This is a genomic window from Afifella marina DSM 2698 (assembly GCF_900102695.1).
Taxonomy (GTDB): domain Bacteria; phylum Pseudomonadota; class Alphaproteobacteria; order Rhizobiales; family Afifellaceae; genus Afifella; species Afifella marina.
In genome coordinates this window covers 100,045-124,340 of the sequence record NZ_FMVW01000003.1, presented here as the reverse complement: position 1 = coordinate 124,340, position 24,296 = coordinate 100,045, and the positions used below count along the sequence as shown (strand labels likewise).

General features: G+C 62.9%; 18 protein-coding genes. 2 read left to right on the top strand and 16 right to left on the bottom strand.

Going from position 1 to position 24,296, the window contains the following annotated elements; translation table 11 throughout:
• Nucleotides 1-6: 6 nt before the first annotated feature.
• The 14 genes from BLP76_RS08510 to BLP76_RS08445 all read right to left on the bottom strand — a co-directional run bounded on the left by BLP76_RS08510 (nucleotide 7) and on the right by BLP76_RS08445 (nucleotide 18,666).
• A complete protein-coding gene (locus BLP76_RS08510; RefSeq protein WP_092811620.1) occupies nucleotides 7-2,067 on the bottom strand; it encodes a glycosyltransferase family A protein in 2,061 nt (686 codons plus the stop codon).
• The gene (locus BLP76_RS08505) at nucleotides 2,067-4,226 is read right to left on the bottom strand and encodes a DUF6212 domain-containing protein (protein ID WP_092811618.1); all 2,160 of its coding nucleotides are present in this window, start codon (nucleotides 4,224-4,226) and stop codon (nucleotides 2,067-2,069) included. The genes BLP76_RS08510 and BLP76_RS08505 overlap by 1 nt, the downstream gene beginning before the upstream one ends.
• Nucleotide 4,227: 1 nt before the next feature.
• The gene (locus BLP76_RS08500; protein WP_139163727.1) at nucleotides 4,228-7,194 is read right to left on the bottom strand and encodes a rhamnosyltransferase WsaF family glycosyltransferase; all 2,967 of its coding nucleotides are present in this window, start codon (nucleotides 7,192-7,194) and stop codon (nucleotides 4,228-4,230) included.
• A gap of 101 nt (nucleotides 7,195-7,295) precedes the next feature.
• On the bottom strand, nucleotides 7,296-8,522 hold the full coding sequence (locus tag BLP76_RS08495; RefSeq protein ID WP_092811614.1) for a glycosyltransferase family 4 protein: 1,227 nt from the start codon (nucleotides 8,520-8,522) through the stop codon (nucleotides 7,296-7,298).
• Nucleotides 8,523-8,669: 147 nt separating this feature from the next.
• Nucleotides 8,670-9,356, bottom strand: a complete 687-nt coding sequence (locus tag BLP76_RS08490) for an FkbM family methyltransferase (RefSeq protein WP_092811612.1) — start codon at nucleotides 9,354-9,356, stop codon at nucleotides 8,670-8,672.
• Nucleotides 9,357-9,653: 297 nt separating this feature from the next.
• Nucleotides 9,654-10,733, bottom strand: coding sequence for a M23 family metallopeptidase (locus BLP76_RS08485; protein WP_092811610.1), 1,080 nt, complete (start codon nucleotides 10,731-10,733; stop codon nucleotides 9,654-9,656).
• 123 nt (nucleotides 10,734-10,856) lie between these two features.
• On the bottom strand, nucleotides 10,857-11,570 hold the full coding sequence (locus BLP76_RS08480; RefSeq protein ID WP_170130415.1) for a sulfotransferase: 714 nt from the start codon (nucleotides 11,568-11,570) through the stop codon (nucleotides 10,857-10,859).
• A gap of 161 nt (nucleotides 11,571-11,731) precedes the next feature.
• Nucleotides 11,732-12,571, bottom strand: coding sequence for a hypothetical protein (locus tag BLP76_RS08475; protein WP_092811606.1), 840 nt, complete (start codon nucleotides 12,569-12,571; stop codon nucleotides 11,732-11,734).
• Between the two features lie 8 nt (nucleotides 12,572-12,579).
• On the bottom strand, nucleotides 12,580-14,799 hold the full coding sequence (locus BLP76_RS08470) for a glycosyltransferase family 2 protein (RefSeq protein WP_200170496.1): 2,220 nt from the start codon (nucleotides 14,797-14,799) through the stop codon (nucleotides 12,580-12,582).
• Nucleotides 14,800-14,865: 66 nt separating this feature from the next.
• Nucleotides 14,866-15,768: a dTDP-4-dehydrorhamnose reductase gene (rfbD, locus tag BLP76_RS08465; protein WP_092811604.1), complete on the bottom strand. Its 903-nt coding sequence runs from the start codon at nucleotides 15,766-15,768 to the stop codon at nucleotides 14,866-14,868.
• Complete coding sequence (gene rfbB, locus BLP76_RS08460; protein WP_092811602.1) at nucleotides 15,765-16,841, bottom strand: dTDP-glucose 4,6-dehydratase; 1,077 nt, start codon at nucleotides 16,839-16,841, stop codon at nucleotides 15,765-15,767. The genes rfbD and rfbB overlap by 4 nt, the downstream gene beginning before the upstream one ends.
• Before the next feature lie 18 nt (nucleotides 16,842-16,859).
• Complete coding sequence (gene rfbC / locus BLP76_RS08455; RefSeq protein ID WP_170130414.1) at nucleotides 16,860-17,414, bottom strand: dTDP-4-dehydrorhamnose 3,5-epimerase; 555 nt, start codon at nucleotides 17,412-17,414, stop codon at nucleotides 16,860-16,862.
• Nucleotides 17,411-18,289, bottom strand: a complete 879-nt coding sequence (gene rfbA / locus BLP76_RS08450; protein ID WP_092811600.1) for a glucose-1-phosphate thymidylyltransferase RfbA — start codon at nucleotides 18,287-18,289, stop codon at nucleotides 17,411-17,413. The genes rfbC and rfbA overlap by 4 nt, the downstream gene beginning before the upstream one ends.
• A gap of 233 nt (nucleotides 18,290-18,522) precedes the next feature.
• Nucleotides 18,523-18,666, bottom strand: coding sequence for a DUF3096 domain-containing protein (locus BLP76_RS08445; RefSeq protein ID WP_092811598.1), 144 nt, complete (start codon nucleotides 18,664-18,666; stop codon nucleotides 18,523-18,525).
• A 284-nt stretch (nucleotides 18,667-18,950) separates the two neighbouring features.
• Between BLP76_RS08445 and aptA the strand changes: the two genes are divergently transcribed.
• Nucleotides 18,951-20,288 (top strand): omega-aminotransferase AptA, encoded by a 1,338-nt coding sequence (gene aptA, locus BLP76_RS08440; protein WP_092811596.1) that lies wholly within the window; start codon nucleotides 18,951-18,953, stop codon nucleotides 20,286-20,288.
• 205 nt (nucleotides 20,289-20,493) lie between these two features.
• Nucleotides 20,494-21,765, top strand: a complete 1,272-nt coding sequence (gene hemA, locus BLP76_RS08435) for a 5-aminolevulinate synthase (RefSeq protein ID WP_092811594.1) — start codon at nucleotides 20,494-20,496, stop codon at nucleotides 21,763-21,765.
• 156 nt (nucleotides 21,766-21,921) lie between these two features.
• Here the strand turns inward: hemA and BLP76_RS08430 are convergent, their stop codons facing one another.
• Nucleotides 21,922-23,052 carry an AbrB family transcriptional regulator gene (locus BLP76_RS08430; protein ID WP_170130413.1) on the bottom strand — a complete coding sequence of 377 codons (1,131 nt, stop codon included), beginning with the start codon at nucleotides 23,050-23,052 and terminating at the stop codon, nucleotides 21,922-21,924.
• On the bottom strand, nucleotides 23,049-24,251 hold the full coding sequence (locus tag BLP76_RS08425; RefSeq protein WP_092811590.1) for a pyridoxal phosphate-dependent aminotransferase: 1,203 nt from the start codon (nucleotides 24,249-24,251) through the stop codon (nucleotides 23,049-23,051). The genes BLP76_RS08430 and BLP76_RS08425 overlap by 4 nt, the downstream gene beginning before the upstream one ends.
• Nucleotides 24,252-24,296: the final 45 nt, after the last annotated feature.

The window sequence follows — 24,296 nt, the reverse complement described above, 5'->3', positions numbered from 1 at the left end:
GGCGCATCAATGGGCGAGCCGGCTCTTGATGGTGAAGGCGAGCGCTTCCGTGGGCACGAGGCGGCTCGACGGCACGCCGCAATTGGCAAGCGCTTTGCGCGCCTTCGCACCGGCGGCGATCACATGATGGGCGTGTTCATAGGCGGCCACGACGGTGACGGGATCCCGGCGCCGGACGGCATCGCGTTCGACGAGGATGTCATCGAGGGCGAGGATGGTGAAGATCTTGTCGCCCTTGGCCTCGCCGGCAAAGGGCAGGAAATCCGTGATGCCGAAGGTGATGAGGGCGTCATGGCCGCGCGCCAGCGCCATCAGGCGCGCATGCTTGGAGGGATCCTGGACCGGGATGTCGCTTCCCATGAAGCCGAAATCGGACGGCGGCGGAGCCGGTACCGGATCGAGCAGGATGTTTTCGAAATCCGCCGCCCGCGCGGCGCGCGCGAAGACCGGATTTGCCGTTTGGCCGTCAAGCGCGAGCGACAGCCGCAGGCCGGCCCGTGACAGGCGCTCGCAGAAGCGGCCGAATGCGTCTTGCAACGCTTCGTCGGCAAGGCTTGCCGGCGCGACGGCGACGAGGCAGCGCCCCCGGCCCCTCGCGATGAAGGGGAACGGCTTGAAGGGCGCGTAGCCGCAGAGATCGTCGGCCATCAGCTCGCGCACATCCTTCACGATCGGGCCGCGATAGAACCGGCTTGCATGATGGAGCGGACGCGCCTGCGACACGCGCGTAAACGGCCGCAGAAGGGCCGAAAGCCGCGCAATTCGCCGCTTGCGCCCGACATGGCCCTCAAACGGCGGCACCTGCTCGAGCGTCGGCAGGCTCCAATGTTCGACGCGGGTCACGTCGCGCACGAGGGCAAGACCCGGCCGCTTCGGTCTCTCGAAGGCGAGCCGCGACAATTCGTTGAGCGGAATGAGCGCGATGAGAGCCTCGGCGGCTTCGATGTCCTTGCGCGCGCGCCGCGTGTCGCCGACAAAGCGGCTCGCATGGTCGGCCGCGCGAATGGAAAGAATGTGCGGACCGGAAAGGGGCTCCGCCAGCGCTTCGAAGAAGAGGCTGCGCAAATGCTGCGGCCATTCCATGTCGGCGGCGGCGCGCCCGTGATGGGCAACGAGAACGGGCGGAACGTCGTGCTCGTGAATGCCGGAGAGATGTTTTTCGAAGAGGCTGGCTGCTTCCCGCAACGTCAATGTGCGGCCGGGTAAAAGCGGGTCCGACGTCGCCCGGATCTCGCCGGTCTCCAGATCGGCCATCAGAAAACGCGGCGCTTCCTCATGCTCGTCGGCAAGGAGCGCGGAGCGGGCAAAGAGACCGGAATGCTTGCGCTGCATCCCGGCCATGATCTCGTCGGTCTGGCGACGCGACTGGGCGACCATGCTTTCCGGACGCACGCGATAGAGAAAGCCCGGATCGGTGACACGCACGCCGTGAAAGCCGGCTTCGCGGGCCGACAGCCAGAAATCCCAGTCTTCAAGGCCGAATTTCATTGTCTCGTCGTAGAAGACACCGGCGCGAAAAACGTCAGATCGCACGAGACTGCCCGCCTCGCTGATATTGCCGCGGCGATGCCGGAGCGCGGAATCGGCGAGCGTGGTTTCGCGGACATCGACGCCGTCGACCATCGGCGTCAGGCCGAAAGCGTGCACGTCCGGAAAGGCCCAGCCGGCGCTGTCCTCCGTGCCGAGAGCGGCGGCGTAGGCCGCAAGCGCGTAATTCTCCAGCCTGTTATCGGCGTCCAGAAAGAAGATCGCGTCGATGTCTGGAAAGAGCCCCAGAAGCGTGCGCACGCCGGTGTTGCGCGCCGCCGACAGGCCGCTATTTCTCTGACGCAGGCTGATCACGCGCCCCGGATAGCGCGCGCGGCAGGCCGTCAGGGCGTGCTGGGTTTCCGGGTTCGGACAGCCATCGTCGACGACGGCCACCACATGGGGTGTCGCCAGCATCTGCTCGCAGGCGCTTTTCACCGCTTCGACGGCAAAGCGCGAATGGCCGTAGACCGGCACCACGACGCCGATCCGCCGAAAGCCGGGCGGCGTGTCCTTGTCGGTCAGGAGAGGGCTCTGCATCACCTGTCCGAACGGGGCTTTGCCTTGCCGCCGGTCAGCTCGAGGCGATGCGCGCCCTTGCCGGCGACCGTGAGATCGAGCCCATACCAGCGGCACCAGGCAAAGCTGATATGTCCGGAAAGACTGCGGATGGTGCACAAAAGGTCTGCGGGCTGTGCGAGAGGCGTCTCAAGCTCGATGGCAAAATCATGCCGCTCGTTGGGCTTCGTGTCGACCTTGGCGGATGCGATGACGAAATCGGGTCGGACGGTGCCGCCCTCTTCGACGAAGCGCTCCATCGCCCTCGCGAACGCGGCGGGGTCATCCTCGCCGGCGCCACGTCTGATAAGGAACAGCCCGTATTCCGCGTCCGGTCCCAGACGGTGGCTCGTCATCACCCGCGCGCCGACACGAACGAGCCCCTCGGGAAGGATGCCGACACCGCGCGCGCCCGAAAGGCCGTCCGGCAAAGGATGCGTCTGCATGAAGTTCTCGACGTCGGAGATCTCGAAAACCGAAAACCCGAGGCCTTCGGATGCGCGGCGACCTTCGCTGTCGCCGAACATGTAGCTCATCCGGCTTTTCAGTTCCGCGAAGGGGATGCGCCGGGCAAAGGGCGGCTCGAATTCGCTTCGCAGTTCCTCGATCTTGTCGACCGCCATGTGGGACGCGCTTAACGCGACCTCGACGCCCGAGGAATTTCGAAGCGCGACGACGACGTCCATCGTCTCCTCGGTCGGGCCTGCAAATGTCAGCTGCAAAGTCGTGCGTGTCGCCTTCGGCAGGCGGCGGGTAAGCGAGGCCGGCAGGTTCGCTCTTGCGTCAGCATCCTGTGCGAAGAGCGCGTCCACGAGCTGACGCAGCTCGTCCGCATCGCGGAGAACGAGGTCGTGGCTCGGTATGGCAAAGATGGCGGTTTCGATCTCTTCGTCCACATCGTCGGCGGCGCGTGTGAGATCGACGGAGATGGTGAGCGTGCCGGGCTTAATCGCATCCGCGAGCCGGAAGCCGCCGACCTTTCCGGGAAGGGTGCGCAGCCCGATCTGCCCATTGCTTTCGGTTGCCGAAAGCGGCCCGCCCTTGCTCGCTTGACGAAGGACCGCCTCTTCGGCTGCGCCGAAGATATAATGCAGCCGCTCAGAGAACGCCGATGTATCGAGCGGAGACCGGGAGATCCGCAAAGCCGCGCGGTTCGCTGCCGGAAACGCCTCGGGCGAAAGACCCTTCCAGACCTTGAGCGCGAGCGAACCCGCGCCGTCGGGATCGATCAGGCCGAAGCGGTCCGTCGTCTCGTCGGTGAGCGACAGGAGCGGTGCGGCGACCTTTGCGTCTCGGAGGAAGGAGACGGTGAGGACGCCATCGCCGTGGATTGGACCAACGGCCTTTTCGAGGACGATATCGTTCCAGCCTGCCTGCAAATCCGTAGAGGCGATCTCCGCACGGGCGAGGCTCTGCCGCAGATCGGGGGGCCCCAGCGTGACGATGATCTGGCCGGACGTCTTCTTGGGCGTCACGACATAAAGACTGACGGCGTTGATCCCGGCGAGATCGACCGGCAGACGCTGGACGAGCGAGGTCGCCTCCACGTCTCCGCCCGGGCCGACCGTGCGATGGCCGGGAGGCACCTCATAAGCGAGCATGCGTGTGGAATAGCCGAGCGCCTCCACCATCTCGCGGCCGAGGCGAAGCTGCAGCTGCTGCCACTCGGCGTGCTGGCGCATCTCGGCGAGCTCGCTCTCGCGCCGGCCGAGGACTTCTTCCTGGATGGCGAGGCGATGGCTCATCGCCGGCAAGAACGCATGAGTGAAGCGTAAGAGCGCCGCATCGGTCTCGGTCACGTCGATGACGGCAAGAGAGGGGACAGGCCGCGCGTCGTGCCGCTTGAAAAAACCGACGAGTTTTGCCGCGATTTCCTGCTCCCCGTCACCGCAGGCAATCAGGAAGACGCCGTGCGGGATCGCGTCGATGAGGACATGGGCGGCCGCGCCCGAGTGCGATCCCGACGATCTGAGCCGACCGTCCTGATCAAACAGCGTGACGGACGTCGGAAGATGCGACAGGTCTCCGAGACGTTCGGCAAGGCCCTCGGAGACGAACACCTGGCTCGACGCCCCGAAGATCTGTTGGGCGCTCTCGGGATCGACGAAAATCCCGCTGGAAAAGGCGGTCGGATCCGGCACGTCAGGCGACCTTCTTTCTGCGCCAACGTTCAAGATGGCCCTGGGCCTGCGGGCCACCGGCGAGATAGCCTTTCAGGCGGGCTTTGTTGAGCTTGTGCCGATAGGCGATCTCCTCGTCGTCGATCCCGTGGGTGCGTCCCCAGGCGCTGTCGGCGGCATTGAGAGCGGCGAGCGTCTTCTCGAGCGTGGCGGCATCTTCCATGAGCACATAGCCGAAATGTTCGTAGAAGAACCGCGCCTCGATCATCGAACGCTCTTCGGTCTCCGCTTCGTCGTAATCATGCGAATGATAGACGACGGCATTCGGTGCGAAGACTTTCTGGTAACCGGCGGCGATGATGTCCTCGGCGTAAAGCTGGTCTTCTCCGAAAGGAACGTCGCGATAGGGGATCTTCTCCCACACGGAACGCCGCAGGCAGGAATTGTTGTCACTGTAATAATGCAGCTGCTGCCGCCATTGGATGTCGCCCGCCTCGTAGCGCGCGGGATCGAGATCCCTGGAGACGGCGAGAGGCATCTCGAGGAATTGCCGGAAGTGCAGGTCGATGTCGCGCTTGGTAAAGGCGCTCGCGGCTTCCCAGGCGAGATGGTGACCGAAGGCGCCGGCGGCATCCGGATAATGGTCGAGCATCATCACGAGATTGGCGAGCCACCCCTCATTCGTCGGCAGCGCGTCCTGCGTGAGGAAGGCAATGTAATCGCCACTCGTCAGCTCGACGCCGAGATTGCGCGTGCGGCCATGGCCGAACTCCGATTTGTCGATGCGATGCAGCATGACCGCCTCGTCCGCCTCGATGCGCTCCATGGTGCCGTCACTCGAGCCGCTGTCGATGACGAGGATCTCGAACGGCTCGTGCAGCTTCTGCGCCTTGACCCGCTCGATGACGTCGAGGAGGAGCGGCCCGCCGTTGAGGGTCGGGATGACGACGGAGGCTTTCGGTGTGGCTCGCGGGACCGCAGGCGCAAGCCGGGCATGCCCGAGATCCTGAAGTCGCTCCACGATGCCTTTTTCGATGACGTCGGCAGCGCCTTCCCAACTGAACTGCGAGACCCAGTTGAGGGCCTTGCGCGATTGTGTGGCACGGCGCGCGGCATCGAAGAGCAGGGCTTCGATGGCATCGGCGAGAGCGTCGGGATTGGCGCCGGCGCGCGATACCACGCCTTCCGGATAGATCGCCTTGGTGCTTTCCACATCGAGCTCGACCACCGGCAGGCCACAGGCCATCATTTCCTGCGGGACGAGAGAGTAGTTCGTGGCCGAGAAGACGACGCCGATCGTGGCGGAGCGGTAAAGCTGGCTGAGTTCCTGCGGTGGCAGCGTCCCGTGCTGTACGAAGGGGAAGGGGGCTGTCTCGATCGGCTCTTCGGAGCCGAAGAAATCGACGATGAATTCGTGTCCGCGCTGCGCCACCACCTCAAGAGCCAGAAGGCCGAGATCGACGGCGCGTCTGGCGGTGAAGCGGCGGGCATAAAGCGCGATCCGGGGAAGCGCGTCTGCATGGGCCGTGGTGCCCGAGCGCGGGGTTGCCGGATAATAGACGTCGCGATCGGCGGCGAGGTGGAAATGGCGCGTCCAGCGGCCGAAATTCTCCTCAAGCGTTTGCGACAGCCAGGGGCTCGCGCACAGGCAATCGACGTCACTTCGATAGGTGGTTTCCGCCAGCAGCGCTTCGGCGCCGCGGGCAAAGAAGAACGGCTCGTAATCCTGCACGAAGTAGAAGCAGCGCTTCACGTGCTGCATCGAACGGGCCGGCCACACCGACGCCCAGTCGGTCGCGATGACGACATCGCCTTGAGCATCGACGAAACCCTCCTCGTCGATGAGGCGGATGTCGGCATCGATCGTCTGATAATGGCGCACGACGTCGTCGTAGGCCCCGTCGAGCGGCTCTTTCGGATCGCGGTTATGGATCCAGACCGTCTGGCGGTGACCGCGCAGACCGAGGACGCGCACCATCCGGAAGATGGTCATATGGCCGCCGCCGCCGGTCCCGAAATCCGGGATCACCCAATGCAGGACGAGGCGGTTCGGTATGAAACTGCCATGCGCATCGGCGGTCTCGGCGGGCCGGTGATCCAGCGGGTAACGCAGAAAGCTTCCCTTGCAGCAATGCGCGTCCCGTCGCCCGAGATTGATGCGATGCCCGGGCTTTGCGGGATCGACCGGCCTGAGCGCGGGCGCCTGCGGCAGCCCCTCCTTCATGAACCGGGCGATCGGCTCCCCGTCGCGCGGCGTCCAGCCGGTAAGGTCGCCATAATGCGTGAGACTGAAGGCCGCCGACGGGTCGCAGCCATTCTGCCAGCCGTGGCGCAGATAGTGCAGGATCGGAGGCAGGCCGCGCAGCGCGTAGCGGTGCTCCTTCGTGTACCAGCTCGGGTCGAAGTAAGGATTGGGGCTGCGGCCTTCGCGGATGCCCCAGTCGACGTAATGTCGAAGCGGATCGGGCACAGCGACGACGTCGGGATATTTCCCGCGATACCAGGTCTCGTGCAGAAGCCCGCTCGCCGAAATCTCGTCATAAGCGCCGCGCGGGATCGTCATCGGCTCGTGTTCGATGTCTGCACGTCCGGTGGCGAGGAGAAACTGCTCGTAGGCCGTGAGCTTCTTTTGCGAGAGGTCGGGGTGGTCACGCAGATAGGCGGCGGCGTCGAAGCTGGGCGAGGGGTTGCGGCCCTCGGTGCAGCCGACCTGGAGATAGTGGATGAGAGGATTGATCTCCGCGGCCCGAATGTCGGGATAGGCGGTCAGATAAAAGGTGACGTCGAAATGCTCCGACGGGTTGCGCCCTTCCTTCCAGCCGACGCGATGAAAATGCTCGATCGGATCGATCTCGGCGCGCGCCACATCCGGATTGTTCTCAAGGTACCATTGCCCGTTCATCAGGATCGGATGCGCCCTGAGGAGCCGCATCGATCCCGTGAAGGGCAACAGATAGCGTTTCAAAGTCCGCTTGAGTGTGGCGTTCACGAACGCGCTCCCAGGGCAATACTAAGCGCCAAGCCGGCATGACGCGGCTGCGTGGCTTGGATGGATGGCACAGGTCGCGCCAAATCGAAAGGATGGCCGGCTCAGCGACAGGTCTTGGCGCCAGAGGCGACATCGACCATGAGCTGCCGGTGACAGGGCAGAAGATGCTTCATGGCATAGCGCTCCAGGACCGTGCGACGTGCGGCTGCGCGCAACGGCACGAGCTTCTGCTGGCCGGCGAGCGCCTCTTCCATCCGCGCGGCGATCTTGTCGGAATCGAAGAAGTCGACGAGGAGCCCGTTCTTGCCGTCCTCGATCATTTCCCGGATCGGCGCGGTGTCCGACCCAAGCAGCAGCACGCCGGTGCTCATCGCTTCGATCATTGACCATGACAGCACGAAAGGCACGGTGAGATAGACGTGCACGGAGGAGATGCGGAAGACCGTGCGCAGCTTCTCCAGGGGGACCAAATCGAGAAAGTGGATGCGGCTCAAATCGAGATCGAGCGTCTCCAGCGCGTGTTCCTTATAGGTCTTGCCGTCGGAGCGTTTTGAGCCATAGGCGACGCGGTCTCTGCCGACGACGATCGTCTGCATGTTGGGGCGCCGCTTTTGCAGCTTGGCGACCGCCTCCATGAACTGCGGAAAGCCGCGGTAGGGCTCCATGCCTCGCGTGGCATAGGTGACGATCTCGTCGCCCGCCCGAAACGTCTTGTCGCCGATCGTGAGCGCGTCGGAGCGGTCCGGACACATGAAATCCGTATCGACGCCGTCGTGCAGAAGCTCAATCTTGTCGCGGAACATGGCCGGAAACTGGCTGTGCTGAAACCGCGTCGGACAAATACCCCAATCCATGATCGAGAGATCGGCAAGGAAAGGCGCATTCTTCATCTGCATGCGCACGCGTTCGTCATAGGGGGCGGGTTCGCGGCGCAAGAAGTCGGTATCGGCGCCCGTCGAGTTGTACCACCACTCGTAATACGTGAGCATCCGGGTGTCGGGCCACAACTCGCGCAGGAACATCGTCGGACCCCAGCCCGAATGGCCGCAGATGATGTCCGGCTTCCAACCCGATTGCTTTACGCTGACCAGTTTCTGAAACACGTTCTGCGCATTGATGACGGCAGATTCGAAAGAAACGACCGCGGGGTGAATGCCCTTTGTCACCGGGCGATGCGGTTTGTACAGAACCTTTTTCAGAGGAAACTTCTGCTGGTTCGTCTCCAGCGTAACCGCGATCATGTCCTCGACCAGCGGGTCATCCTTCAAGAAGTTGATGAGACGTCGATACTGGCCAGGAAAATTGTTGTGCAGGAAGAGTATTTTCATGAGGCGGGAAAATCCGAAAAGGTGCTTGGCAAGCCAGGCGTCGTGCCGGCAACGGGGTTTTCGAACCCTGCTTGAAGGCAATGCGGGGGCGCGGCTGCGCTGTCAACACGCAGGATGGAACAGCGCCGGAAAGCCGCTTGTCTCAAGCTAGGCAAGAGCGTCGACCCGTGCCCAGGCGGTGACGGCATGCTCGCTGCCTTCCGGTACGTAAGCGAAGCCTTGTTTCGACAGCCCGTCCATGACGGCTTTGACGCCCGGCAGACCATAAATGTCCGGGTGAAGCTCAAGGACGAGCGCACGCAGCTTGGACGGCAAAGGGTCTGCGAGAAGCTCCAGCTCGGCGCCTTCCACATCCATGACGACGACCTGCGGGTCCCACTCATCGAGACGCTTGGAGATGGCACGTGCTGGGACCTCCACCCGACGCGCCTCCGCTCCCGGCCGTGTCGACGAGGCCCAGAAATCCGTGGTCACGTAAAAGTCCGCCGTGCCGTCCTCGCGTGCGGCGAGCTCGTGGTGGAGGGTCGCGCAGGTCACGCCGTTCAGGCGGTGATGGTGTTCGATGAGGGCGAGAAGCTCCGGATTGGCCTCCACACACTCGATCGTGATGTCGGCATGGGTAAGGGCCATGAAGCTCGAGATGAAGCCGCAGCCGCCGCCGAATTCGACCACGCGATCGCCCGGCCTCACCATGATTTCGCTCGCCCGCGCCTCCGCGCCTTCATACCAGCCGCGCTCGACGGCCCGCCGCAGCTTTTCGGTGAAAAGGGGATGCGACAGGTCGAGGCGGACACCCCGGCATTCGACGATTTCCGGGCTCGTGGCCGGCTGCATCTCTCGCTCCTTGTCCTCACGCTGCAGAATAAGCGTCGGTGGTCGGCTTATCCGCAGTCGCCCGCCGCGGCAACCAGTCGCCGAAGCCGCCCCCAACGTCTTTTCCGGGTGCACTTTTCTGTGCAACCCATGTCAGCGTGTCGTATTTGACTGGCTTTTTGCAGGCGCTCGTCTGCAAAAGACGCAGACTGTCTCTGGCATAACCGGCTGCATCCGGTCATACTGGGGCATCTCCAGATAGAGACCGACTCCGTAGGTCCCAGATGCACTGTCATCTGGGACCTCTTTTTGAGAACCTTATTCGAGCGTTGCCGAGAAGGGTTTCTCGAGGATCGTTTCCCCGTCCCGCTCGACACTATAGACGGCTTCGTAGCGCCCGGCCGGCCACCCCTGGGACGGCCGTTTGCGGCCGGCGAAGACGAAGACCTGGGCCTTGTTGGCTTCGAGCGGGTCGACGGCCTGATCGACCAGAACCTGGCCTCCGGGCGCGGTAATGCGCATGTGTTGGATGTCGTCTTTCAGAAGGCCGATGGCGCGGCCATAGGCGATAAGCACAGGCGCGCTCGTATCGGGATCGTGCAGCATGCCGCCTTCGATATCGACCATCTTGAGGTCTGCGCGATCGCTGAAGCCGACATTGAGGATGCTGCCGGCCGTGTAGGCGAGGTCAGCCTGGAGGTCCTTGGCCCAAAGCGAGGTGCCGGCGATTTCGTTCTTGCAGGTCGCCTCACCTTCCATGGCGGCAACATCCGGCTTGTAGCTGAACGGGTCGACGATCGTCCCGTCTTTGGTCAGCTGAAGATGCACATGCGGAAATTCCGTCTGCCCCGACAGGCCCACCTGACCGAGGACGGCGCCCGCCTGCACGCGCTCGCCCGGCCGCACCACGATGCTGCCAAGACGCATATGGCAATACTGCGTCTGCCAACCTTCGCCGTGATCGATGACGAGGCCGTTGCCGCATTCGGAGCCTTTGACGTTCTCCACGCCGATACGACGCACGGAAACATCGTCCATCTTGTCGCGCACGCGCAGCACCTTGCCCGGTGCAACGGCCAGAACGTCGACCCCCTCGCGCATCGCCTCAAGCGTCGGGATGCGGAAATCCGTTCCCTTATGGCCATCATAAGTGAGGCTGCCGCAATGATAATCATGCGCGCCTGAGGTGCCGTCGCGGTCGACGTAATGCTGGATGACACAATCCGTCCCAGGCGTGCAGGCGAGCGGCAGTTCGAGTTCGAAGGCGGTTGCCGATGCCGTGAGCGGTGCAAGAAGGAGGAGTGCGAGCGCCGGGGCCCGGAGCCGCCTCGCTGCGGTCAGATCTGGCACCGCACGACCTGATGAGGCGACGGAGAGATGGCCATGCCACGCGCGCATGAGCGTTCCTTTCCTGATGAGACGGCCCGAAGAAAGGTCGCAAATGCGACCGCTTCGTGACTGATGCAGTGGCAAGACGCGCTTTTGGGCGCAATCGTGAGGAGTTCCTCACGAACGAGCCTGTCACTGTGACCCGCCGATGCTGTGGCTGGTGCTCATGACCCGCTCGACCATCTCTGGGTCGTACTCCTCGCCGAGGAAGGCGCACAATTCGGCGAAGTAGGAATGATCGCGGCAGACGGCGTCATAGTCGAAGGAGAAGGAATGTTCGGCGTGGTCCCGGGCATAATCTCCCATGCGCGTTCGCATGATCGAGATCGCCCGCTCCGCATCGCCTGGCTCGTAATCCGGCCACCAGCCGCTTTTCAGCGTATCCTCGACATTGCGGAAATTGAAAACGAAGGCGGCACCGGGGAAAGCCCGCCGGAGAAACCGGAGATAGGGCACGAAGTCCCCGTCGCTCAGCGTCCTTCTATCGTAGCGAATTTCCTTGAAACCGCAGCATCTTGCGCCGATCGAAGGTCTCAGAACGGAGCGAAAGAAAGCATCCGCGCAACCGGCCACGAACATGTCCGGCTCGATGAGCTCGGCACCATACCACGGGCTCCCGGGCGTGGTCGCCTCGTTTCCCCATTCAGAGCGCGTGTGCCGCAATCGTCTTTGTGTGCGGAAGAGTGGGACGAGGGCGGCGTTGTTCTCGCCACGGATGTGATAGCCCGGCAGCGCGTTCAGCAAGCCCTGCAGCAAGGTCGAGCCGGAGCGGCCATAGGTGACGATGAAAAGGAAGGGAAAGCGCGCGAGCTCCGGTTGCCGGAGATAGTCTTCAAGCGATTGCAATCGTGGCTCCTGGTCTTGCCGGGATCGATGCGCCGGAGCCTCTCGGCGCGCCTCCGTGTTTGAAGAAAGCCGCAAGCCGATCAGAACCTTTTGAAGCACGTGTTGCCGACGTCTCCCGCCTAGAATGCGTTTTTGCGCGTACGTCGTTCAAGTCCCGGCCCTCACGCGTTCTGCGTTTCGTCCTCAGCTAGATCGAGAAAGCGACGCCGTGAGCGGCGCCGGGCATTGTCGTAAAGCTGCCGGTCGAAACGTACGAAGGTCTCATAAAAATCCCGGAGTTTGCCGTCCTGCAAATCGATTGTTTCCGACAGCATCGCCTCATTTGTGCGCGGAATTGAACCGAGCCCGGGGATTTTTTCGGTGAGCTTTTTGTGTGCCGCCGCCATGTCGTCGAGGACGAAGAAGAAGTCGAAATGTCTCAGATGCCCCATCGAAAAGCGGCCCTGCTCCTCGCTGATACGTCCTGCCACGGAGCGGGTCATGTAACGGGTCTGCGTGTTGTCGAAGAGGGAGATGGCGGTCGGCGAGGTGAGGATCGGTTCGAGCCTGGCGACGTCGTTGAGATCCGTCTCCCAAAGGGCGAGCGACAGTTCGGCGATGTTTTCCGGAATGAGATGACGACGGGCCTCGCCGTCGGGCCGTCCATAGGCTTTCACCCATTTGAGATGCGAGAGGAGCTGCTTAAGCGGCTCGCGGAAGATCGTGATGGTGAAGACGTCGGGCCGCATCACGAGTTCGCGTACCCTTGAAAAAGGGAAATGTCCGGACGCGTAAAAAGGTTTGCCGTCGCTTATGATGGAATAGAAGAGCTCTCGCTGGCTCTCCATGTGCTCGAAATGTCGTCCGGCGGGCACGGCTTGCTGGAAGGCGAGGTTGAAAGCCGAACCTGCCGTCTTCGGAATATGCAGGAAGAAGATCTTGTCGATCGTCTTCTTCTGCCTGTTCTTCACGTCGCTGCGTGAGAGCGGAAGAGCGTTCTTTAGGTCCTGGAGCTTGCGCATCGGCTCAATCAGCTGCGAAGTGAGAAATCTTCGTGCTCCCGGCTCAAATTGGGAGAATAAAAAGGATCGCGCGCCAACAGGCGTTGCCATTTTTTCTGCATGTAGAGCGACTCTTCGAAAAATCGGGCCTGTTTCTCCGAATTGTCCTCATGGCCGCGCGAGATGCTTTCAAGGTGATACATCTCCGCATAGGGCGTGAAGACGTTCGCAAAGCCGAGCTTTTGAACACTGAGGCAGAAATCGACATCGTTGAAGGCGATGGCGAGATGCTCTTCGTCCAGCCCGCCCACCGCCTCATAGACCTCTTTGCGCACGATAAGGCAGGCGGCCGTGACCGCCGAAACGTTCTGCAAAACTTTGAGCCGCCCGAAATAGCCGGGCTCCTCGCGTGGGAAATATTTGTGGGAATGACCGGCAACGCCGCCAATGCCGAGGATCACGCCGGCATGCTGGATCGTATCGTCGGCATAGTAGAGTTTGGCTCCGACGCAGCCGATATCCGGCTGAACGGCCCAGGACACCATTTCCGCGAGCCAGTCGGGCGAGATCACTTCGATGTCGTTGTTGACGAGGCCTAAAAGAGCGCCGTTCGCTTGGGCGGCGGCGAAATTGTTGATCGCCGCATAGTTGAAGGGCTTGTCGTAGGAAAGGACGCGGATTTTCGGATCCGCGCGCAGCTCCTCGAAATAGCGATGTGTCTCCGGTTCGACGGAACCGTTGTCGACGATGAGGATCTCATAGGCGTCGTAGGTCGTCTTCGTCAGGATGGATTCGATACAGCCGCGCAGGAGCTTCGCGTGATCGCGCGTCGGGATGATGAGACTGACGAGGGGACGGGGCTCCGGCACTGAGAGCTTCAGCCGGTAGAAGGGCACGCCAGGCGCCGGCTCGACCTTCGCCGGCAGTCCCGTGCGTGTGACATGATCTTCAAGGGCGCGCTGGCCGGCAAGATAGGCATAGTTCTTCTCCCCGCCGGCCATGGCGGTTGAGCCTTCCACCGCGCGCCAGTGATAGAGCACTTTGGGGATATGCCGGATTTTTCCGGGCTCCACGATTTCGGTGACACGGAGGTTGAGATCGTAATCCTGACTGCCCTCGAACCCCGCGCGCCATCCGCCGACGCGACGGATATTTTCTGCCCGATGCACCGTCAGATGGTTGAAATAGTTCTGCGAGCGCAGGAGTTCGCGCGAATAATCCGGCTTGAAATAGGGATCGTAGCGCGAGCCGTCGGAACCGAGCTTGTCCTCGTCGGAATAGACGATCTCCGCGTCCGGGTGGCGCCCGATTTCGACGGCGACCTCACCGAGCGCATTTTCCCGCAGGACATCGTCATGGTCGAGGAGGGCGATCCAGTCGCCCGTTGCGAGCGCGAAAGCGGAATTGGTGGCGGCCGAGATATGCCCGTTGATCTCGCGTCGGACGAGCTTGATGCGGGGATCCCGCTCCGCCCATGTCTCGAGGTGACGGCCGATCTCCGGATCCGGAGAGGCATCGTCGGCGATGCACAATTCCCAGTCTGGATAAATCTGTTCCACAACGGAGCGGATGGCATCGTCGAGAAGATCGGCCGGAGGATTGTAGACCGGCATCAAAACGCTGATGACCGGGCGCTTTTCGAGCGCCTTGATCTGCGTCTCGAGCCTCTTGCGATCGCGCTCTGGCTGGTAATCGTAGCGCTTGATCCAGTCGGGATAGCTGCCGCCACCCGGGCTGAGTCGCGACGGCGTGCGTACGCCGACGAAATGCGGGCGGCGCAGATAATGCCAGTATTGCCGAAACCGGCGCACAAGGCGCATCGGATCTCGCCAGAGAATCTGGAGTGCGTGGCCGGCAAAGAAGAGAAGCGTTTCCGCCCGGTTGCGGCGCTTGATGCGGAGGCGGCCGATTTCGAATTTGCCGGCGCCGTCCGCAGGATAAAGGCAAAGCTCGTGCGCCGGCTCCGGCAGGAAAAAATCGGCCGTGAAGCGGTTTCGTCGCCGGCCGCTCTTGAGGCTCACCCGATAGGTCGCGAGAAAGCCCTTGCCGGTGTCGATGACGATTTGCGGTGTGACGATGGAATTGCCCGAGATTTCAAAGGCGCAATGATACCAGCCGGGCTCGAGCGGACTGACCGGGCGAAAGCGGATCTGCGGGTCGTCGGAGGTCGCGGTGTAGGCGCCGTGGGCACCCGCAACGTTTACGTATTCGCACGCCGCACAATCCTGTCGAAGGTCAACAGCGCGCACTTTTTCGGTTCCTCGCTTTGATCATCTTGCGCCGGTCCGCTCTCGTGCGGGGCGCCTGCTCGTCTCTCAGCTCGGCGAGCTATCTCGGTCGCGCAAGAGGGTGTTCACGACGCGGGCGACGCTCTCCTGCCAGGGGGGGGCCGCATGGCCGAAATCCGTGGCGAAACGGCGGCAGTCGAGGCGGGAGTTCTTGGGCCGCGCGGCCTTCGTTGGAAACTCCGCCGTCGTAATTGCCGCAACCTCGGCCGTCGGACCGGAGAGCGCTCCGCTCACACGGAATATCTCGCGGGCGAGCCGGCACCAGCTCGTCTCGCCGCTGCCGACAAAATGATAAAGCCCGTTCGGGCGTGCGGCGCCGGCCGTCTGCCAGTGCCGGGCAATCGCAAGAATGGCCTCGGCGATGTCCTCGGCCGAGGTCGGATTGCCGATCTGGTCGTCGACGACGGAAAGTTGATCGCGGCTTTCGGCAAGTCGCAGCATGGTCTTGACGAAGTTCTTGCCATAGGGGCTGTAGACCCAGGCGACACGCAGGATGAGGTGGTTCGGATTGGCCGCGGCAACCGCCTCTTCGCCGGCAAGCTTGCTGGCGCCATAGACGCTTTTCGGGCCCGTCGGCATCGCCTCGTCGTAAGGCTCGGCGCCATCGCCGGAAAAGACGTAATCCGTCGACAGATGGATGATCGGAACACCGAGCTCGCGCGCGGCTTGCGCCACTTCGCCCGCACCTTTCTCGTTGATGAGAAAGGCCTGGTCCGGCTCGTCCTCGGCCTGATCGACCGCGGTATAGGCGGCGGCGGAGACGACGAGATCCGGCCGTGCGGCGGCGATTGCCGGCCCGATCGTCTCAGGCCGCGCCAGGTCGAGCTCGGGGCGGCCGACGGCCACGATCTCGACCGCATCGGATCGGGCGCCTGCTGCGATGAGGGCGCGCGCGACCTGCCCGTCCTTGCCGGTGACGACGATCCTCATCCGGCCTTGGCCTTCTGATGGCCGTGGCCGAGACGTTCGCCCTTGTAGCGTTCGGCGCGGAGAGGGCCCCACCACCACTCGTTTTCGAGATACCAGTCGATGGTGCGGGCGATACCCGTCTCGAAACTCTCTTGCGCATGCCAGCCGAGATCGCGCTCGATCTTGGAGGGATCGATCGCATAGCGCCGGTCGTGGCCCGGGCGATCGGTGACGAACGTGATGAGGTCACGGTAGCTTTTGCCGCCGTCGCGCGGTCGCCGCTCGTCCAAAAGATCGCAGATCGTCTCCACGACCGAAAGGTTGGTGCGTTCCGCGCGTCCGCCGATATTGTAGCTCTCGCCGATCTCGCCCTTGCCGACGACCAGGGCGAGTGCCCGCGCATGGTCCTCCACATAGAGCCAGTCGCGGACATTGGCGCCCTGGCCGTAGACCGGCAGCTCTTTCTCGTCGAGCGCGTTCAGGATGACGAGCGGGATGAGCTTTTCCGGGAAGTGATAGGGCCCGTAATTGTTGGAGCAGTTCGACAGAACGACAGGCAGCCCGTAAGTCTCGTGCCAGGCGCGCACGAAATGATCGGACGCAGCCTTCGAGGCCGAATAGGGCGAAGAGGGCGCGTAGGGTGTCTCTTCGGTGAAGATGCCGCTGTCGAAGGGCAGGTCGCCGAAAACCTCGTCGGTGGAAACGTGATGAAAGCGGAATTTCTCCTGCGCCTCTGAAGAGAGTTCGCGCCAATAAGCGAGCGTCGCGTTGAGAAGCCGGAACGTGCCGACGACATTGGTTTCCACGAAGGCTGCCGGGCCATCGATGGAACGGTCGACATGGCTTTCGGCGGCGAGATGCATGACGGCGTCGATACGCTCCGCCTTCATGATGTCGAGGAGCGCCGTGTCGTCGCAGATATCGGCCTGAACGAAAACGTGGTTGGGGGCATTCTCGATCGCGCGCAGAGACTGCCGGTTGCCGGCATAGGTGAGCTTGTCGACATTGACGACGCGCTCCACGCCCTCCTGCACGAGATGGCGGCAGACCGCAGAGCCGATGAAGCCCGCCCCGCCCGTCACGAGTATTCTCATCTCTTGGCCTCCGGCCGATTAATCGAAGATATCCGCCTCGGCGAGAAGGGGCGCTGCCTGATCCTTCGCCGATAGGGTGAGCGCGTCCCTGGCAATCGGCCAGTCGACGCCGATTTCGGGGTCATCGAAGCGCAGCGAGCGGTCGTGCTCGGGCGAATAGACGTCCGTCACCTTGTAGACGACCTCCGTATCCGGCTCGAGCGTCAGAAATCCATGCGCGAAGCCGACCGGGATCAGGATCTGGTTCCACTTTTCGGCGGAGACTTCGAGGCTCACCCATCGTCGGAAGGTCGGCGAAGAGCGGCGGATGTCGACGGCGACGTCGAGGATGCGCCCGCGCGTGACGCGCACCAGCTTGTCCTGCGCCCGAGGCGGCAATTGATAATGCAGCCCGCGCAGAACCCCGACCGCCTTCGAATAGGAATGGTTGTCCTGCACGAAGGTGAGCGGGATGCCGGCTTCCGCGAAGCGGTCGGCATTGTAGGTCTCGGAAAAGAAGCCGCGATCGTCGCCGAATTTTTTCGGGACGATTTCGACGACGCCTTCGAGGCCGAGAGGCCTGACCTCGATCATTGGCTGCGCTCCTGAATGCGGCGCATCAAATATTGCGCGTAATGGGTTTTGCCGAGCTTTTCGGCGCGGGCGGTGACGGCCGCCGCATCGAGATAGCCGAGCTCGAAGGCGATCTCTTCCGGGCACATCACCATGGTTCCCTGCCGGTGTTCGATCGTGCGCACGAAAGCGGCGGCTTCGTGAAGGCTGTCATGTGTGCCGGTGTCGAGCCAGGCATAGCCGCGTCCAAGCCGGGAGACTTCGAGATCGCCGCGCTCGAGATAAGCGCGGTTGACGTCGGTGATTTCGAGTTCGCCACGGGCCGAAGGTTTCACGTCGGCTGCGATGTCGACGACGTCGTTGTCGTAGAAATAAAGCCCGGTCACCGCCCAGGAGGATTTCGGCTTTTCCGGCTTTTCCTCAATCGATTGCGCCATCCCGGTTTCGCGGTCGAAGGCGACGACGCCATACCGCTCCGGATCGTCGACGTGATAGGCGAAGACGGTGGCGCCCTGGTCTTTGCTGGCGGCGCGCTTGAGGAGACCCGAAAGCCCGGCGCCATAAAAGATGTTGTCACCGAGGATGAGGGCGGCTGGATCGTTGCCGACGAAATTGCGGCCGATGATGAAGGCTTCGGCAAGGCCGTTCGGATGCGCCTGTTCGGCGTAAGACAAAGACACGCCGAAGGCGCTGCCGTCGCCCAGGCATTCCTGGAACATCGGCAGGTCGCGTGGCGTGGTGATGATCAGGATATCGCGAATTCCCGCCAGCATGAGCACGCCGAGCGGATAATAGATCATCGGCTTGTCATAGATCGGCAGCAATTGCTTGGAGACGGAAATGGTGAGCGGATAAAGCCGCGTGCCGCTTCCGCCCGCCAGAATGATCCCCCGCATGGCTATACCTCTGCTGAAAAGTCCACAGGCGTCTAGGATAGGTAGGCCGCGCGTGCAAGCGCACGCCAGCCTTGCTTCAGGGCGCGACGAGGCGCCCTGGCAAAGAAAGACGCTGGGGAAAAGCTCTTAGGCGATCGCGCTCTTCGGGTCGAGGGGACCGAGCCTGCATTGTGTCGCGACGGCGCCCGTCTGGGACACCTCGTGCGATCCTAACGGCTGCCCGATCGCTCGCTTCACCCGGCAAGCTGCGGAAAGAGCCCGACGAGGCCGACGATGATCAGGTAGAAGGCGATCACGTAATTCAGGATCTGCGGAAAGATAAGAATGAGAATGCCGGCGATGAGAGCGACGGCGGGCTGAATGAGGACGATGTCCATTGATGGGGTCTCCTGGATATGGGCGGGGCGATGGGGGCTGTCGCCGTCTCCGCTCGTGACTGTCGCAAAACGTAGAAGACCGAAGAGCGTTGCTCACGCTTTGAGCGAAAGAGCGAAGTTTATGCGCGACATATCGAACGAATATCGCCTGGATGGACAATCTCTCGACAAATCGCCATGACAAGCATCTGAGACGGCGTTCAGCTCAATGGTCCGCTGAACGAAGTTCTGGGCCGGCCATGAACATCCATGTCCGGCGGTCGCCAAACCTTGGAGGTGCCTCGATGAACATGCTGGCCGAGCCTTTGCAGAAATTCGCCACCAATTCGCTGGAGAGCCATTGGCTGCCGTTTACGGCAAGCCGCGATTTCAAGGCCGAGCCGCGCCTCGTGGTGAAGAGCGAGGGCATGTATCTGTGGGACCACAAGGGCGGCAAAATCATCGACGGGTCCTCGGCGCTGTTCAACGTGGCGGCGGGCCATGGCCGCAAGGAGATCATCGAGGCGGTCCACGCCCAGATGCTGCAGAACGATTACTCGCCGCATTTCCAACTCGGCCATCCGGGGTCTTTCGCCCTGTCCGCCAAGCTCTCGCAGATCCTTCCTGAGCCGTTCAATCACATCTTCTTCGTGAATTCCGGTTCGGAGGCGATCGACACGGCCCTGAAGATCGTCATGGCCTATCATCGCGCCCGCGGGGAGGGGCAGCGTCTGCGCTTCGTCTCGCGGGAGCGAGCCTATCATGGCGTCAATATCGGCGGCGTGTCGCTCTCGGGCCTGATGAAGAACCGCGAGGCTTTTCCGGGCGTGATCCCGAATGTCGTAGCGATGCGCCATACCTGGGATTCTGAAAACACTTTCGTGCGGGGGCAGGCGGAAACAGGCGCAGAGCTCGCCGACGATCTGCAGCGCTTTTGTGATATGTACGGCGCTTCGACCATTGCGGCGGTCTTCGTGGAGCCGGTCGCAGGTTCCACCGGCACGCTCGTACCGCCGAAGGGCTATCTGGAACGCCTGCGTGAGATCTGCGACGAAAACGGCATTCTGCTCGTCTTCGACGAGGTGATCACCGGGTTCGGACGCCTCGGCGCGCCTTTTGCCGCTCAGGCCTTTGGCGTCACCCCCGACATCATGACGATGGCGAAGGCGATCACCAACGGCACCATCCCGATGGGCGCCGTCGCCGCGCGTGACGAGATCTACGAGACGATCACCAATTCCGCGCCGGAGAACGCCATCGAGTTCTTCCACGGCTACACCTATTCCGCCCATCCGGTGGCGTGCGCCGCGGGGCTGGCGACGCTCGACATCTATGAGCGCGAAGGGCTGTTTGACCGGGCGGCCGATCTCTCGGGCTACTTCCTCGATGCCATCTACTCGCTGAAAGACATTCCCGCCGTGCGCGACATCCGCGGCTATGGAATGATGGCGGGCGTGGAAGCCTGGCCGGAAGACGGAAAGCCGGGTGTGCGCGGCAACAGGCTGCAGAAAGAGCTTTTCTGGAAGGGTCTGCACGTGAAGTTCACGGGCGATACCGCGATCGTCGCGCCCGCACTGATCGCCGAAAAAAGCCATGTCGACGAGATAGTTGACATTCTGCGCCAGACGCTGAGTGTGCTTTAGGGCTGCCGCTAAAAAGGGCGAGTGGCCAAAAAAAGCGGCCACTCGCCGCAGGAAAGTGCCCGCTCTTTGATCCAGATCACGGGTGTGTCAATCTGATGGACGTATCGTCAGTGTCAGGCCTGCTTGACGGTGACGCGGCGAAGCGCCGCTAGCCAAGCACGGTTCGGGCTGATTATTGTTCGAGCGGCATCGACCGGGGAACGCTATGTTCGATTATCATTCTCATTTCGAAGCCGCCATCGCGGCCTTGCGCAACGAGCGGCGTTACCGCGTCTTCGCCGATCTGCAGCGGCAAGTCGGGCGGTTCCCGCGAGCCATCTGGCGGCGCGACGGCCAGGAGGAGGAAGTCTCCATCTGGTGTTCGAATGATTACCTCGCGATGGGCCACCATCCCAAGGTCGTCGAGGCGATGCGTAACGCGGCACTGACGATGGGCGCAGGCGCTGGCGGCACGCGAAACATTTCCGGCACCAATCGGCCGCTGGTCGAGCTCGAAAACGAGCTCTGCGATCTGCATCACAAGGAATCGGCGCTCGTCTTCACCTCGGGCTTCGTTTCCAACGAGGCGGCGATCTCGACGATCGCCCGGCTTCTGCCGGACTGCCTCATCCTGTCCGACCAGCTCAATCACGCGTCGATGATCGAAGGCGTCAAGCATGCCGGCACGCAGAAACAGATCTGGCGCCACAACGATCTTGCGCATCTGGAAGAGCTTCTGAAGGCTGCCGGCAAGGATCGCGCCAAGCTGATCGTCTTTGAATCGGTATATTCGATGGATGGTGACGTCGCGCCGATCGAGAAGATCGCCGATCTCGCCGACGAATATGGCGCGCTCACCTATATCGACGAAGTGCATGCCGTTGGCATGTACGGCGAACGCGGCGCGGGCATTTGCGAACGCGACGGCGTCATGGACCGTATCGATATCATTGAGGGCACGCTGGCGAAGGCTTTCGGCACGCTCGGCGGTTACGTCACCGGACCTGCCGCGATCATGGATGCGGTCCGCTCCTACGCGCCGGGCTTCATCTTTACGACGGCCCTGCCGCCGGCGATCGCCGCGGCTGCCTGCGCATCGATCCGCCATCTCAAGACCTCGCAGGAAGAGCGCGCCGGCCAGCAGCGCCAGGCTGCGCGCACCAAGGAAGTGCTGCGCAGGGCCGGCCTGCCGGTCATGCCGAGCGAGACGCACATCGTTCCCGTTCTCGTCGGTGAGCCGGAAGCCTGCAAGGCGGCGAGCGACCGGCTGATGGAAAAGCACCGCATCTACATTCAGCCGATCAATTATCCGACCGTGCCGCGCGGGACTGAACGCCTCCGCATCACGCCGACCCCGATGCACGACGATCAGCTCATCGATCAGCTGGCCGAAGCCTTGGTGGAGACGTGGCTGGCTCTCGATCTCCCGCTCAATCGGCCCGACGTCGTAGACACGGCGCCGGCGCGCGCCCAGATCTTCGCGGCTTCGGGTGGCTGAGCGCTGCGGCTGACTGCAGCCGCTGAGCGCAACGAATAGCGCGACGTCTGACGTCGCATCAGAACGCGGGCCGAAAGGTCCGCGTTTTTGTTTGGGATGGCTGCAAGCGCAAAGCCGCGCCTTTTTCAGGATGGATGTGCCGAGGTGCCGCGGCCGCTACTTCTTCTTCGCGCGTTCGCTGCGCCCGCGCTGCCAAGGTTCTTCGGGATCGGGAGCGGCGTGTCCCTCCTGCCGCATCAGCCAGCGCGCCAGAAGAGGCACTGCGAGGGCAAGGGCTGCGAACCGCACCACGTGGTGGGCCGCGACATAGGCCGGGTCCACATTCATCGTGAAGGCGAGGATGGTCAGCGCCTCGAGCGCCCCCGGCGCGAAGGCCATGAACGTCTGCAACAGCGAAATATCGAGGATCATGCTCGTGATCGCCGCGCCGATCGCGGAAATGACGACGGCGATGGCGAAGGAAGCGCCTGCGGCGGTCAGGATCTTCGGCAAAAGGGACCGGTCTTCAGGTCTCAGCCTGCAGCCGGCAATGGCACCGATGCCGATCAGGCTCGGGATGAGGATGAAGGCGGGGATCGCCGTCTCGACCACGCCGGAGACGCACAGCACGGCTGCCGCAAGGAGGCCGCCGAGCATCTGCCCGCCCGGGATGCGCAGCTTGTAGAGAAGAAATCCGCAAACGGCCCCGGCGGCGAAGAGCAGAAAAAGCTCGCCCCAATCGACGGAGGCGACGCCGCGGGCGCTAACCGCACTCGGATGAACGCCAGCCAGGAAGGCGGCAAGCGGCAGCGCCTCGAGCAGGATGATGAGCCGAAGGCTCTGAGCGATGGCGACGCGTCGAAGATCGGCAGAGGTCATTTCGGCGGCTGCCAGCACGAAGGAAAGCGCCCCGGGCAGAGCTGCGAAAAGCGCGCTGTGGCGGTCCCACCGGAACATGCGCACAAGGAGAAGGTAGCTTCCGACGGTGACCAGGATCACAGTGATCGCAAGGGCGAAAAAGCTGACCGGCCAGCTCGACACCTCGTTGAGCGTTGCGGGCGTTACCCCGGTTCCGGAAATCACGCCGAGAACGAGGAAGACGACATTGCGCAGTCCGCTCGGGATCTCCGTCTGGAAGCCCCCGAGACTGGACGCGGCGACGAAGAGCATGCCGCCGGAAATCCACGCGGCCGGCAGGCCGATCAGAGCAAACAGACCTCCCCCCGCCGTCGACAGGGCAAGGGTGGCTGCGACCCGAACGAGGGTTTCGCGAGGAGGAAGGGCGAAGCCGCCGGTCTGGCCACTCACCTCGCGAGCCAGTTTGCGAGCTGCCGCCCGGCTTCGGCCATGTCCTCGGGCTTGCGCGCAAAGCAAAGCCGCATGAAAGCCTCGCCCGCCGCTCCGAAGGCCGTGCCGGGCGCCACGCCGACATTTGCCTCGTCAACGAGACGCAAGCCGAGCTTTCCCGTTTCCTCTTCGCCTTTGATGGAGAAGAAGAGATAGAAGGCACCGTCGGGCCAGGTGAAGCGTGTGCGCGGGGAGGATTGCAGCGCCCCGCAGATCACGTCCCGGCTCTGGCGGGCACGTTCCACCTGTTCGGCGATGAAGGGTTCGCCTTCGTCGACGGCAACGGTCGCCGCGCGCTGCATGAAGACGGCGACGCCGGAAGTCGAATACTGGATGAGATTCTCAAGCACCCGGCCGAGCGCCGGCGGCGCCCCGATCCAGCCGACGCGCCAGCCCGTCATCGCCCAGTTTTTGGAGAAAGTGTTGACGAAAAGGATCGGGTCGTCGTCCCGCGCGATGTCATAGAAAGACGGTGCGCGCTCGCCCGCGAAGAAGAAGCGGTTATAGACCTCGTCGGCGATGATCCAGAGCTGACGCTTGCGGGCGAAATCGAGGATGGCCTGCAATTCCTCCCGCGTCGCGGTCCAGCCGGTCGGGTTCGATGGCGAATTGAGGAAGATCGCCTTCGTCTTCTCGCCCGTTGCGGCAAGAAGCTCGTCGATATCGAGACGCCAGCCGGCATTGTCGGTGAAATGCATCGGCACATGCACGGCCGTGGCGCCCGCAAGTCCAGTCGCCGCCGCGCAGTTCGGCCAGGCGGGTGTCGGGATCACCACCTCGTCACCGGTGCCAGCAACGGCCGCGATGGCGATCTGGATCGCCTGCATTCCGGAGCCCGTTACGAAGAAACGCTCGGCGGAAAAATCTCGCCCATAAAGATGCTGATGGTAGCGCGCGAGCGCTTCCCGCAGAGGCGGGATGCCGCGCTGCCAAGTATAGAAAGTCTCACCAGCGGCGAGCGAGCGTGCCGCCGCCTCGCAGATGAAGCCGGGGGTCGGAAGGTCGCCTTCCCCGGCCCAAAGCGGGATCATGCCCGGCCTTTCGCGGCCGTAATTCATCACCTCCACGATGCCGGAATCGGGCGCTGCGAGCGCCTCCTGGCGAAGCGTGGAAAGAAGTTGCGTTCCGGGTTCGGGGAGATCGGTGGGAAGGGCGCTCATGCGCAATTTGTAGCGCCCGTTCACCGAGCGCGTCTAGCGCTTTGG